13 protein-coding genes are annotated in these 13,838 nt (G+C 36.0%); 11 read left to right on the top strand and 2 right to left on the bottom strand.

The annotated features are described in order from the left end of the window. The first annotated feature begins 6 nt into the window (after positions 1 to 6). From der to greA, 7 genes are all read left to right on the top strand, one after another. Positions 7 to 1,317: a ribosome biogenesis GTPase Der gene (gene der, locus FGK96_RS07550; RefSeq protein ID WP_138082778.1), complete on the top strand. Its 1,311-nt coding sequence runs from the start codon at positions 7 to 9 to the stop codon at positions 1,315 to 1,317. A gap of 216 nt (positions 1,318 to 1,533) precedes the next feature. Continuing rightward, entirely contained in the window at positions 1,534 to 4,626 is a 3,093-nt protein-coding gene (locus FGK96_RS07545; protein WP_138082776.1) for a DEAD/DEAH box helicase, read from the top strand. A gap of 260 nt (positions 4,627 to 4,886) precedes the next feature. Continuing rightward, positions 4,887 to 5,501 carry a hypothetical protein gene (locus FGK96_RS07540; RefSeq protein ID WP_138083517.1) on the top strand — a complete coding sequence of 205 codons (615 nt, stop codon included), beginning with the start codon at positions 4,887 to 4,889 and terminating at the stop codon, positions 5,499 to 5,501. A 38-nt stretch (positions 5,502 to 5,539) separates the two neighbouring features. Beyond that, positions 5,540 to 6,874, top strand: a complete 1,335-nt coding sequence (gene murC, locus FGK96_RS07535; RefSeq protein WP_138082774.1) for a UDP-N-acetylmuramate--L-alanine ligase — start codon at positions 5,540 to 5,542, stop codon at positions 6,872 to 6,874. Between the two features lie 42 nt (positions 6,875 to 6,916). Further along, positions 6,917 to 7,399: a GNAT family N-acetyltransferase gene (locus FGK96_RS07530; protein WP_172601614.1), complete on the top strand. Its 483-nt coding sequence runs from the start codon at positions 6,917 to 6,919 to the stop codon at positions 7,397 to 7,399. A gap of 108 nt (positions 7,400 to 7,507) precedes the next feature. Beyond that, entirely contained in the window at positions 7,508 to 9,214 is a 1,707-nt protein-coding gene (gene mltG, locus FGK96_RS07525) for an endolytic transglycosylase MltG (protein WP_138082770.1), read from the top strand. Positions 9,215 to 9,284: 70 nt separating this feature from the next. Then, positions 9,285 to 9,767, top strand: coding sequence for a transcription elongation factor GreA (gene greA / locus FGK96_RS07520; protein ID WP_003083977.1), 483 nt, complete (start codon positions 9,285 to 9,287; stop codon positions 9,765 to 9,767). Positions 9,768 to 9,858: 91 nt separating this feature from the next. On the opposite strand, the gene yidC is transcribed toward greA, so the two are convergent. Both yidC and FGK96_RS07510 read right to left on the bottom strand, forming a co-directional pair. Continuing rightward, the gene (gene yidC / locus FGK96_RS07515) at positions 9,859 to 10,788 is read right to left on the bottom strand and encodes a membrane protein insertase YidC (protein WP_138082768.1); all 930 of its coding nucleotides are present in this window, start codon (positions 10,786 to 10,788) and stop codon (positions 9,859 to 9,861) included. An 81-nt stretch (positions 10,789 to 10,869) separates the two neighbouring features. Beyond that, on the bottom strand, positions 10,870 to 11,148 hold the full coding sequence (locus FGK96_RS07510) for an acylphosphatase (protein ID WP_138082766.1): 279 nt from the start codon (positions 11,146 to 11,148) through the stop codon (positions 10,870 to 10,872). Between the two features lie 85 nt (positions 11,149 to 11,233). Here FGK96_RS07510 and FGK96_RS07505 point away from each other — a divergent pair, with 85 nt between their 5' ends. The 4 genes from FGK96_RS07505 (at position 11,234) to FGK96_RS07490 (ending at position 13,717) form a co-directional block, all read left to right on the top strand. Further along, positions 11,234 to 11,971: a TrmH family RNA methyltransferase gene (locus FGK96_RS07505; protein ID WP_172601613.1), complete on the top strand. Its 738-nt coding sequence runs from the start codon at positions 11,234 to 11,236 to the stop codon at positions 11,969 to 11,971. A 37-nt stretch (positions 11,972 to 12,008) separates the two neighbouring features. Further along, positions 12,009 to 12,509: an HD domain-containing protein gene (locus FGK96_RS07500; RefSeq protein WP_003083777.1), complete on the top strand. Its 501-nt coding sequence runs from the start codon at positions 12,009 to 12,011 to the stop codon at positions 12,507 to 12,509. Positions 12,510 to 12,529: 20 nt separating this feature from the next. Next, the gene (locus tag FGK96_RS07495; RefSeq protein ID WP_138082760.1) at positions 12,530 to 13,219 is read left to right on the top strand and encodes a Bax inhibitor-1/YccA family protein; all 690 of its coding nucleotides are present in this window, start codon (positions 12,530 to 12,532) and stop codon (positions 13,217 to 13,219) included. A 258-nt stretch (positions 13,220 to 13,477) separates the two neighbouring features. Next, entirely contained in the window at positions 13,478 to 13,717 is a 240-nt protein-coding gene (locus FGK96_RS07490; RefSeq protein WP_003084275.1) for a YneF family protein, read from the top strand. Positions 13,718 to 13,838: the final 121 nt, after the last annotated feature.

Below are 13,838 nucleotides of genomic sequence, written 5' to 3'. Positions count from 1 at the left end.
AGAATCATGGCTTTACCTACAGTTGCCATTGTTGGACGCCCGAATGTTGGCAAGTCCACATTATTTAACCGAATTGCAGGGGAACGTATTTCCATCGTTGAAGATGTTGAAGGCGTAACACGTGATCGTATCTATACAACCGGAGAATGGTTGAACCGCAAATTTTCATTGATTGATACTGGTGGGATTGACGATGTCGATGCTCCTTTTATGGAACAAATTAAACATCAGGCTCAAATTGCAATGGACGAAGCGGATGTTATTGTTTTTGTAGTCTCTGGTAAAGAAGGTGTTACTGATGCTGATGAGTATGTTGCTAAAATGCTCTATCGCACTCATAAACCAGTTATCTTAGCTATTAATAAAGTGGATAATCCAGAAATGCGTAATGATATTTATGATTTTTATTCACTTGGTTTGGGGGACCCTTATCCGCTATCATCTGTTCATGGTATTGGTACTGGAGATGTCTTAGATGCCATTGTAGAGAATTTACCCGTCGAAGAAGTCGAAGATAATGAAAATATCATCCGATTTAGTTTGATTGGACGTCCTAATGTAGGAAAATCGAGTTTAATCAATGCTATTTTAGGAGAAGACCGTGTTATTGCAAGTCCCGTGGCTGGAACAACTAGAGATGCTATTGATACGAGCTTTACAGATAGCGAGGGTCAGGAATTTACTATGATAGATACTGCAGGTATGCGTAAATCGGGTAAAGTCTATGAAAATACAGAAAAATATTCTGTTATGCGTGCTATGCGTGCTATTGATCGTTCAGATGTTGTTTTAATGGTCATCAATGCTGAGGAAGGCATTCGAGAGTACGATAAACGAATTGCTGGCTTTGCTCATGAAGCTGGTAAGGGGATGATTATTGTCGTTAATAAGTGGGATACCATTGCAAAGGATAACCATACCGTTTCAAAATGGGAAGAGGACATTCGTGATCAATTCCAATTTTTAAGTTATGCTCCAATCATTTTTGTTTCTGCCTTGACTAAGCAACGCTTAAATAAATTACCAGAATTAATTAAGCGTATCAGTGATTCACAAAATCGTCGTATTCCTTCAGCGGTTCTCAATGATGTTATTATGGATGCTATTGCAATTAATCCAACACCGACAGATAAAGGGAAGCGTCTTAAAATTTTCTATGCGACTCAGGTATCTGTAAAACCTCCAACTTTTGTTATTTTTGTTAATGAGGAAGAGTTGATGCACTTTTCTTACCTACGTTTCTTAGAAAATCAAATCCGTGCGGCTTTTACTTTTGAGGGGACACCGATTCATCTGATTGCGCGTAAGCGTAAGTAAAGTCAGTTGTTTCTTACTGTAGTTAGTCATTTTTTAGATGGGGGACTGTTATCAGTTCCTGTTATAATTGACTTTATAATTCTAAATTTGGATTAGGCTTAGTGCCTAATCTTTTTTGCTCTGCTATTTTCCAAAGAATCAAGAATAAAGAAAAATGCAAGTAATATAGCTGGGAATTTGGTATAATAAAGGGATAATCAAAAAGGTGGGAAAATTATGGTAAGACTAATTCCGGGTCGGGTTCGTAATCAAGGAATTGACCTTTATGATCAAGGACTGGTAAGTATTAATCATGAAGAAGATAGCTTGATAGAGGCTACTGTAGATGGGGAAAAAGTTACATATGGTATTGATGACTCATCGGTCTCTTGTACATGTCCTTTTTTTCAATCCAAAAAATATTGTCAGCACTTGGCTGCTTTAGAATATTTTTTGAAAAATAGTGAGCAAGGAAAAGTCCTTTCTGAAAAATGGCACCATCAAACGGAGTCTAAGGAAAAAAGGCAGAAAATGACCTCCTTTGGTAGTCTTTTTTTAGATAATTTAAAAATGAATGAGGACGATAGTCTTAAATTTAGACTTTCTGCTTCAGCTAGCCCTAGCCCTTTTTCATCGGATTACTGGTGGTCATTAAAAATTAATCGTCTGCCCGATGACAGGTCCTATGTGATTCGCGATATTAAAGGCTTTTTAGGACTGATTCAACGAGAAGGTTTTTATCAGATTGGGAAAAATTACTATGAGCCTTTATCACTCATACAATTTGATCAAGCTAGTCAAGAGTTAATTCAATTTTTATGGCGCTTAGCACCAAGTTGGGATAAGAGTGAAAATGCTCAAATCTTTCCTAATCATGCACGGCATCTCTTTCTGCCAAGTGGTCTTTTTGAAGAAGGTTTATACTTAATGACTGATTTATATGACTTTACTTTTGAAGGCTCACAGCAGACTTATAATCACATGTATGTCAAACCTTTAGATGCATCTGCGGGTTTATTTCAATTTATTGTTGAAGTTCATCGCAAATTTATTTCTCTCCAAATTAATGAGAAAGACATGCATTTTTTATTTGATAATGAGTACATTTTATATCAAGATACATTTTATCACTTAAGTTTAAAACAGCGGAAAATAGTCGGAGCTATTCGCAGTCTACCAATTCAATCAGATTTAGCTAAACATATTCAGTTTGATTTAGATGATCAAGCTAAGTTAGCAGCCAGCCTATTAGATTTTCAAGAAATTGGCCAGGTAAAGGCACCAAAAAGCTTTCAGATTAGGGATTTCAAAGCTGTCTTTAACTTTGATTTGTCAGGTGATAATAGGATTATTTCTCGTCTTACCTTTGATTTTGGGAACTTCCAAGTGACCAGTAAGCAAGCATGTGATCAACTTCCCTTTGCTAGTAATTACAAAAAAGAAGAAAAGCTATACCGTGCTTTAAACCATTATGGCTTTGAAGGGCAATTCCTATCTCAAAAAACGATCCGTAATCCACAGGATCTTTATAGTTTTTTTTCAGAAGCATTGCCTTATTTTCAGGAATTAGGTGAGGTGATTTTATCAGATGAAGTTCAAGCTTTAAAATTTTCCGAGCGACCACAAGTTAACATTACAAGAAATGGTGGTCTATTAGATATCTCTTTTGATTTTTCTCAAGTTGTTGAAGCAGATATTAACGATGCCCTTAAGGCACTTTTTAATAACGATACTTATTTTATTAGTGATCAAGGAAAGCTAGTGATTTTTGATGAGGAAACCCAAAAAATTAGTCAATCCTTACAAGAATTAAGAGCTAAGCAAGTAGCAGATGGACACCTTCAAGTGGAAGGAATATCAGCTTTACAATTATCTCAGGCTTTTTCTGAAATGGATAATGTGCATTTTTCACAAGAATTAGAAGAGCTAGTAGCAGATTTAAATGATCCAGAAAGGTATCATCTGCCTGAGCTAGAGATAGATGCGGTTGTGCGAGATTATCAGTTATTGGGTATTAAATGGTTATCCATGTTAGACAAATATGGCTTTGGTGGTATTCTAGCTGATGATATGGGATTGGGAAAAACACTACAGACCATTGCTTTTTTAACTACAAAATTAACGAAGAATACTAAAGTTTTAATTCTTTCTCCGTCTAGCCTTCTGTATAATTGGCAGGATGAATTTCAAAAATTTTCCCCTCATATTGATGTAGTTGTTTCTTATGGCTTGAAAGCAAAAAGAGACCAGACCATTTTAGAGGAACACCAAGTTACTATTACTTCTTATTCCTCCTTTAGACAAGACTTTGAGCTCTACCAAGAAATACATTATGATTACTTAATTTTAGATGAAGCCCAAGTGATTAAAAATGCTCAAACCAAGATTGCACAAAAGTTACGAACTTTTAATGTGGCAAATTGTTTTGCCCTTTCTGGAACTCCAATTGAAAATAAGCTGTTGGAAATATGGTCTATTTTCCAAATTGTTCTCCCAGGTTTATTGCCTTCTAAAAAAACCTTTCTTAAAATGGAAGCACAAGAAGTTTCACGACATATTCACCCCTTTGTTTTAAGGCGTAAAAAAGAAGATGTCTTGCCTGAATTACCGGATTTGATTGAAATAACCTACTCAAATGAAATGTCTGATAATCAGAAAGCTATTTATTTAGCTCAATTACGTCAAATGCAAGAACGTATCCGAAATGCTTCTGATTCTGATATTAATAGACAAAAAATTGAAATCCTATCTGGAATTACACGTTTGCGTCAAATTTGTGATACCCCCAGTCTCTTTATGGAGTATCAGGGAGAGAGTGGTAAATTAGAGAGTCTTAGGACACTTCTTTTACAAATTAAAGAGAATGGGCATCGAGCTCTGATTTTCTCTCAATTTCGTGGTATGTTAGATATTGTAGAGCAAGAACTTTCTTCTCTTGATTTAAGCTCTTATAAAATCACTGGCTCAACACCTGCTGATGCAAGACAAGAAATGACGCGTGCTTTTAATAATGGCTCTAAAGATGTCTTTTTGATTTCTCTTAAAGCTGGTGGTGTAGGCCTCAATTTAACTGGCGCTGATACGGTTGTCCTTATTGATTTATGGTGGAATCCGGCAGTAGAGATGCAAGCTATTAGCAGAGCTCATAGAATTGGTCAAGAAGATAATGTAGAAGTTTATCGTCTCATTACACGTGGAACAATTGAAGAAAAAATCCTAGCCTTACAAGAAAGTAAAAAAAATTTAGTAACGACTGTTCTTGATGGTAACGAAAGTAGAGCTAGCATGACTATTGATGAGATAAAAGAGATTCTCGGTTTGAATCGATAATAATTAGATTAAGGTCATAGTTGCAAACGATAGATCAACTTTGCTTATTTCAGTTTTAGAGGAGATTAGCCGAAAATATTCAAATTCAAAAGGAGGTGCCTGAAAATTTTAAAATTTTCAGGTTTCTTTTTTGAAAACATTAAAAAAATAGAAAAATACTATAAATTCTTTCTTTTTCGGCCTGCTATTAGAGGAATCTTTTGAAAAATGGTTGTAATTAGTTTATAATAGGGAGAGTTACAAGAAGGAAGGGAATGTCAATGAGGAAACGTCAATTTCCATTGGTTGCTGATGGGGAACCAATCATCGAAGAAAGTCATCACATGCATTTGTATGAAAATGAAGATTTGATTACAAATATTCGTGGTTATTATCAAGATAAAGATTATGATGATGTTACGCGTGATTTTAATTTTGCAAACCCTTCAAAACCAGAAATGACACCCTCAAATCGTTCTCAAACTATTGACGAAGGGCGTCATTATGCAGAAGAAGCTCGTAAACGTGCCCGAAAAGACCTTAAGGAAAAGCGTCAAGCTTATTTGGCTAAGGAAATGTCTTACAGTAACGCCAGCAAGTCAAATTATCATAGGTCTTCAAATGATAAGCCTAAGGTCCAGACCAAGAGCGTGATCAGACGGCCAAATACGAAGTGGAGTCATTTGACCGAGAAATTAGAGCAAGATACTTACATTTTGGCAGAAATACCGAAGCAGTATAAGGAGCCTCAACACAGTAACTTAAAGACTGGTAAGAAAAATAACTATGACTTTTTAAAACGAAGTCAGATTTATAACAATAAAGAAAACCGCCTTCAAAAAGAAAGAACAATCGCTCAAGAACTAAACTTAACCAGATTTGATGAGTTCCATTAAGGCAACTGTTTGTGCGTTTAAAAAATAAAGGAGTTAAAATGTCGTCAAAAAGCTATTATTTTATTGGTATCAAGGGATCAGGTATGAGTGCCTTAGCTCTCATGTTACATCAAATGGGACATGAGGTTCAAGGAAGTGATGTAGAAAGATACTATTTTACTCAACGTGGTCTAGAGAAAGCTGGAATTGAAATTAAACCATTTAGTAAAGATAATATTTCAGAGGGAATGGAGATTATCGCTGGTAATGCTTTCCGTGAAGATAACAATGAAGAACTAGCTTATGCGATCGCCCAAAATATTCCTTTCAAACGTTACCATGAGTTCTTGGGTGAATTTATGAAACAGTTTATCAGTTTTGGTGTCGCGGGAGCTCACGGAAAAACCTCGACAACTGGTCTTCTTGCTCATGTTTTGAAGAATATTACAAATACTTCTTATTTGATTGGTGATGGTACGGGTCGAGGCTCTGCAAATGCGCAATACTTTGTCTTTGAATCAGATGAGTACGAACGTCATTTTATGCCATATTATCCAGAATATTCAATCATCACTAATATTGATTTTGATCACCCGGATTATTTTACGGGGATAGAAGATGTGTTCTCAGCCTTTAACGATTATGCGAAACATGTCCAAAAAGCTCTATTTGTGTATGGTGAAGATGAGGAATTGAAAAAAATCACATCTTCTGCGCCTATATATTATTATGGATTTGAAGAAAAAAATGACTTTATAGCATTTGACATTATCCGTACAACGAACGGTTCTGACTTTAAAGTGAAACATGATAATCAGGTAATCGGTCAGTTTCATGTTCCAGCTTATGGTCGGCATAATATCTTGAATGCGACCGCAGTTATTGCAAACCTTTATATTGCTGGAGTTGATATGGACTTAGTGGCAAAACATATGGTGACTTTTTCTGGTGTTAAACGTCGTTTTACGGAAAAAGTTATTAACGATACCATTATTATTGATGATTTTGCCCATCATCCAACTGAAATCGTTGCGACCATTGATGCAGCTCGACAAAAGTACCCAAGTAAAGAAATTGTAGCTATCTTCCAGCCTCATACTTTTACGCGGACAATTGCTTTGCTAGATGATTTTGCTCAAGCTCTAAATGAAGCTGACAGTGTTTATCTAGCTCAGATTTATGGCTCGGCGCGTGAAATTGATAAAGGTGAAGTTAAAGTTGAAGATCTAGCGGCTAGAATTGTCAAACCGGCAGAAGTCGTAACCGTGGAAAATGTGTCACCATTGTTGAACCATGATAATGCTGTTTATGTTTTTATGGGAGCTGGTGATATTCAACTTTATGAACGTTCTTTTGAAGAGCTCTTAGCAAATTTAACTCATAACAATCAATAGAAAATCCTGCCTATGGCAGGTTTTCTGCTAGAAAGGGATACAATGCTAATTAGACATGTTACAGAAAAAGACTGGCCATTTATTCATGCAATAGAAAGTGCCAATTTTTCACCTGAGGAAGCAGCATCTCCAGAGGTGATTATAGCTAGAACGCAAGTGAACCCCGATACTTTTTTAGTAGCACTGCTTGATCATCAAATTGCTGGCTATATTGAAGGACCGGTTGTTGCAAAAGCTCAGTTAGAAGATCATCTATTTCACGGTAGTCAAAAAAATCCTAAAACAGGTGGTTATATTGCTGTTACAAGCCTCTCTGTGGCGCCAAATTACCAAAAACAAGGGGTGGGGACAGCTTTGATCGCTGCTCTTAAAGATTTGGTTGTAGCGCAAAAGCGTGAGGGAATTGTCTTAACTTGTCACGATTACTTGATTCCTTACTATGAGATGAATGGCTTCAAAAATACTGGTTTATCAGCTTCAAAGCATGGCGGGGGTATTTGGTATCAAATGGTTTGGAACGTCTGACTTAAAAAAACAAAAAGTGTTAAAAATGAGCAACAATTATGGGAAATAATTGCTTTTATCAGCTTTTTGGGTTATAATTGCGATTGATTACGTTTAGGAGGACTTGCTTTGACCGATATTAAAGATGATGGGCAACAGTCTCAGAAAGAAAAGAGCTTTAAAGAGCATATTTTAGCTGAGTTAGAAAAAGCCAATCAAATTCGCAAAGAAAAAGAAGAAGAACTTCTTCATCATCAAGACTTGAAAGCAGAAGAGATAAAACAAAAAGAGAGAGAAGTCGCTGAAGCAAGGCAAAAAACGGTTGCACTCTACAAAAATTACCAAGATGAAATAGCAAGATCGTCAGCTCCATCAGAAACTGAGAGTCATGAATCTTTAAGCCCAAAATGGACATCGGAAAGTCTTTATAAGGACTCTGAAAAAGTATTTCATAGCCAAAGAAATGATGTCTCTGAAACCATTCCCTTTACGCCTATTACTATCCTTGACCAACCAGAGATTGGAACAGGGTCAGATACAATGGTAGAGTCTTCTGATCGAGATGTCGATTATTTTGAAACTAAAAACACTACTGAGAATACTAGCACTCCTTTAGAAGCTGAGGACTCTAAAAGTGCTTTAGAAGCAGATCAGATAGAGGCTTCTAAAAAAGGAGGTTCTGTGAGAAGAAGCACTAACAAGCGCCAACATAGAGATCGTGTTGCCAAAAAGATATCATTGGTTGTCATTTCATCAATTATTTTGATTATTGCTTTAGTAGCCTTGATAGGTTCTATTTTTATCTATAATGCCATTAACCCAGTTGATAAAAACGATACGAAGTATGTCCAAGTTGAAATTCCAGCTGGTTCAGGGAATAAGCTAATTGGGCAAGTCTTGGAAGAAAAAGGTCTAATTAAAAGTGGAACAGTTTTCAATTTTTATACTAAATTTAAAAACTTCTCAAATTTTCAAAGTGGTTACTACAACCTTCAAAAGAGTATGTCTTTAGATGAGATTGCTAAATCATTGCAAAAAGGTGGGACAGATAAACCAACTAAACCAGCTTTGGGTAAGGTACTTATCCCAGAAGGTTATACCATCAAACAGATAAGTAAAGCAATAACTGATAATGTCAATACCAAATCAAGAAAAGACAAAACACCCTTTAAGTCACAAGAGTTTTTAGATACTATCCAAGATGATAATTTTATCAAAGCCATGGTTAAAAAGTACCCAAGACTTTTATCTAGCCTTCCTAAAAAAGCTGATGCAGTGTATCAGTTAGAAGGCTACTTATTCCCAGCTACTTATGATTATTATAAAGAAACGGATGTAAAAGCCTTAATTGAAGAGATGTTAGCAACGACCGATGCCACAATGGCTCCTTATTATAGTGGAATAGAGTCAAGTGGTAAAACGGTAAATGAAGTTCTAACGCTCGCTTCACTGGTGGAAAAAGAAGGCTCAACGGATGAAGATCGTCGTGATATAGCAAGTGTTTTCTATAATCGCTTACAAAATGGTATGGCTTTGCAATCTAATATTGCTATTCTTTATGCCATGAATAAGTTGGGAGATAAAACAACTCTTGCTGAAGATGCTGGCATTGACACAACGATTAAATCCCCTTATAATGTTTATACCAATACTGGTCTCATGCCAGGCCCTGTAGATAGTCCAGGACTTTCTGCAATTGACGCAACGGTTAAACCTGCTAATACTGATTATTTATACTTTGTTGCCAATGTTAAAACAGGTGAAGTCTTCTACGCAAAAACCTATGAACAACATTCAGCAAATGTTGAAAAATATGTTAACAAGCAAATTCAGTAAAATACAAACATGATGCTTTAAGCATCATGTTTGTATTTTGCGAAATCCTAAAAAAGAAAAGAGAAACGAAATGGCTGAAAAAACTTATCCAATGACTGAAATTGAAAAAGAACAACTTGAAAAAGAATTAGAAGAATTAAAATTAGTTCGTCGTCCAGAAGTAGTTGAACGCATTAAAATTGCAAGATCCTATGGAGACCTATCAGAGAACTCAGAATACGATGCAGCAAAAGATGAACAGGCTTTTGTTGAAGGACAAATTTCAACTTTAGAAACTAAAATTCGCTTTGCTGAGATTATTGACAGTGATGCGGTTGCAAAAGATGAAGTTGCTATCGGTAAAACAGTAGTTGTCCAAGAAGTTGGAACAAACGATAAAGATACCTATCATATTGTAGGTTCCGCAGGTGCAGATATTTTTTCTGGCAAAATCTCAAACGAAAGTCCAATTGCTCAAGCTTTGATAGGCAAAAAGAAAGGTGATAAAGCTCAAATTGTATCACCTGCGACGACTTATGAAGTTGAAATCGTAAGCGTTGAAAAAACCAAATAAGAAGGTGGCTGTTGATGCAGCGCTTTTTTATTTTATCTAGCCTAAAAAGCCATCACTTTATTGAGTGATGGCTTTAGTTTATGTCATATTATTAACGTCTTTTTTGTTTACCTGCATTGCGGTTTTTTGGTGAAGACGTACTTTTAGGAATATTCTTGTTAGTTTTATCTTTAGAAGGTGTTACGTCTTTACGAACATTGCTTACTTTTCCAACTTTAGGTGGATTATTTTTGAATTCTTCTTCAATTTGTTGACGGAGTTTTGGTTTAATGAAGTACGTGGTTATTAACTGTTGAATAATACTGAAGAATCCACCAACTAACCAATAAAGACCAACACCGGCGGGTAAAGTCATAGTCATAAAAATCATCATGATTGGCATGGTATACATCATGGTTTTCATTTGTGCACGTTGTTCTTCAGCAACAGCTTGCATAGACAACCAAGATTGGAAGAAGTATAGAACTGCAATAATGGCAGTTAGAATAAGGCTCTTACTCCCAAGGTCAATACCTAAAAAGTGACTAGTTGAAATACCTTTAGTGTGTAAGGCTGCGAAGTACATGGCAGAGAAGAAAGGCATTTGAATAAGTAACGGTAGACATCCCATGCCACCAAGCATATTAATCCCATTTTCTTTTTGCGCAGCCATCAATTCAGACTGTGCAGCAAATTTTTCTTCTTGAGTAGTAGCATTTTTAACGCGTTGATTGATTGGATCAAAAACGGGTTTTAAGTAAGCCATTTTCTCAGACTGGTAGCTAGCCTTCTTTGCTTGATAAAGTCCTAAGGGTAAAATAATAGTTCGAACGATAATGGTGACTATAATAATAGCAAGTCCGAACCCCAAGCTCATATGATTAGCGAAATACTCAATAAAGTGAGACATTGGTTTTCCGAGGATATCCCAGATAATGCCTGTAGGATTACCTTGTTTATCTCTACCGACACAACCTGTTAAAGTAAAGAGGACCGATAGTGCCATAGTAGAAAATAATATGCGATTTAATTTAAGTTTCAATGTATTTTTCCTTTAAATTTTAATATACTTATCTATTTTACTTTTTTTTGGGAAATTTAACAATACTTCCGCAGTCTGATTTCAATTGGAGATTTTAAAATCATGATAGTCTTCAAAATTTGCCATTTTGACATCTACATAAGTGACCTTGGACCATTTGGAAGGCCCTTTGCGGATTTCTTGAATAAAATCAACGATTTTTTGAGAATCGGTCGCTTGTGCCAAAATGCCAACAGTTCCATCCTCATTATTCCAAACACGACCATAGATGCCCCCTATTTGCAGGGCTAAGGAATAAGTGCTATATCGAAAACCGACACCTTGAACTTTACCCGAAACAGTCAATTGAACTTTTTTCATTTTAGAGCCTCCTTTTTCATATTATAACATATGTAGACTTTTCTAATGTTTTAAACTGGCGAAAAAGATATGTTATAATAGAGATATGAAAATAAGTTCTAAAGCAAATCCAATTATCAAACAAAGTAAAAAACTCTTGCACAAGAAACACCGCAAAGATTCCTATCTTATTGAAGGCTGGCATTTGTTTGAAGAGGCCAAAAAAGCTCAAGTATGCTTTTTACATATTTTTGTATTGGAAGATTATGTCGACAGAGTTGCTACTGATGATAAGGTTATTACCGTAACACCAGAAGTTCTAAAGGAACTGACAACCTCTCCAACACCTCAAGGGATAGTTGCTGAAGTTAAACAAGAACAACTAGACCTACCAAGTATAGGTAAAGGGAAATATCTCTTGTTGGAAGATGTTCAGGATCCTGGTAACTTAGGAACAATGATCCGTACAGCTGATGCTGCGGGTTTTGATGGTGTCCTTCTCTCTGAAAAGTCAGCTGATATCTTTAACCAAAAAACCTTACGGTCTATGCAGGGAAGCCATTATCATATACCAGTTTGGCGTACGGATATCTATGCTTTTTGTGAGACAATGAAGTCTAAAGAGATGCCTATTTTAGCTACTACCTTGTCAGAACGATCCATTGATTATAAACAACTGGGAACTTTAACAGATTTCATACTAGTTATGGGTAATGAAGGACAAGGGATTAGTACCAAAATGGCAGAGCTCTCTAGTCAACTGGTACACATTTCGATGCCTGGACGGGCAGAAAGTTTGAATGTGGCTGTAGCTGCCGGAATCCTTATTTTCAGCTTGATTTAAGGGAATATGGTATAATACCTACACGAGGTGATAACTAATGGATTATACTAATGACCAAGAATTTATGGAACATGTTGGACACTTAATCAATCATCCAAAATTTCAAAAACTAGAATCAATTGTTCAACATCAGCATTCAACCCGTTTAGAACATTCTATTAACGTCGCGTATACCAGCTATAAACTTGCTAAGCGATTTGGTTGGGATGCTAAAAGCACAGCCCGTGGCGGGCTCTTACATGATTTCTTTTACTATGATTGGCGTGTCACAAAATTCAATAAGAGTCATGCTTGGGTACATCCAAGAATTGCCCTACGTAATGCCAAAAAATTAACAGATATTAATAAGCGAGAAGAAGATATTATCTTAAAACATATGTGGGGAGCTACAGTAGCTTTTCCGCGTTATCGTGAAAGTTATATTGTAACGATGGTTGATAAGTATTGGGCAATTAAAGAAGCAGTGACTCCCATGCGCAACCGATGGGCTAATCGTCGTTTTTTCAAGCGTAAAACTTTAAACAGTCATAATCGATAATTATTTAAAGGAGAAAATTTATGAACGATCATATTATTTATTCGGAAACTGACTCTGGTCTTAGCCAATTTTTTGCAAAGATATACGGGTTGGTGGGAGCAGGTGTAGGATTATCTGCCTTTGTATCCTACCTAATGCTATATCCTTTTAGAGATAATCTGGTTGCTATTATTGCAAATCACCCTTTTGTTTACTATGGTGCTATTATATTAGAATTGATTTTGGTATTTGTGGCTAGCGGGGCTGCGCAACGTAACACTCCTATGGCCTTGCCTCTTTTCCTCTTCTATTCAGCATTAAATGGTTTTACATTGAGCTTCATCATTGCTGCTTATACACAAACAACCGTTCTTCAAGCCTTTATTTCGTCTGCGACTGTTTTCTTTACAATGTCGATGATTGGACTACTTACTAAGAAAGACTTATCGGGTTTTAGTAAAGCTTTGATGGCTGCTGTGATTGGAATTATTGTGGCAAGTGTCGTTAACTTATTTATTGGTAGTGGAGGTCTGAACTTTATTATTAGTATTGTCTCAGTATTAATCTTCTCAGGTCTAATTGCAGTTGATAACAATCGTATTAAAGCTGTCTATCAAGCTACCAATGGTCAAGTTGGAGATGGCTGGGCAGTTGCTATGGCCTTAAGTCTCTATTTAGATTTTATTAACTTATTTATTAGCTTGCTTCGTATTTTTGGTCGTAATGACTAATTTTGCCTAACTAGCCTCGCTGAAGGCTAGTTTTTATATGCTGTTAATAGATCCATCTAGTTGACTTATTTAGAGTATGACGCTACTGGTAGTAGTGGCTAGTTTTAAGAAAATCAACTAATTGGACGACTTAGTTTGTTACTATTAGGGATTTTGACTTTTCCTTTTAAAAAAAAGTTCTACTGTTTTTGTCATTTGTAAATAAGGTAAATTTTTGATATAATGAGTGGAATAAAGAACTAGGAGAAATCAAAGAAAATGTCTACAACAATTTGGATTTTATTAATTATTCTTGCGCTTACAGCTGGTTTATTTGGCGGGATGTACATTGCCCGCAAGCAAATTGAAAAAGAACTAGGAGAACATCCTCGTTTGACGCCAGAAGCTATTAGGGAAATGATGAGCCAGATGGGTCAGAAACCAAGTGAAGCTAAAATCCAACAAACCTACCGTAATATTGTGAAACAATCTAAGGCTGCTACAGCTAAAGGGAAATAATCAACGTAAAGAAAAGTTAAACAATTCTTTATGATTATGTGAACAGTCATTGATATGAAAAAACTTCTTAATTTATATTTTCGAGAGGATATGTCAACTGTTCAGAGTTGGAAGAAAAACT

The organism is Streptococcus porcinus (assembly GCF_901542335.1).
Classification (GTDB): Bacteria; Bacillota; Bacilli; order Lactobacillales; family Streptococcaceae; genus Streptococcus; species Streptococcus porcinus_A.
This window is presented reverse-complemented; position numbering and strand designations above follow the sequence as displayed.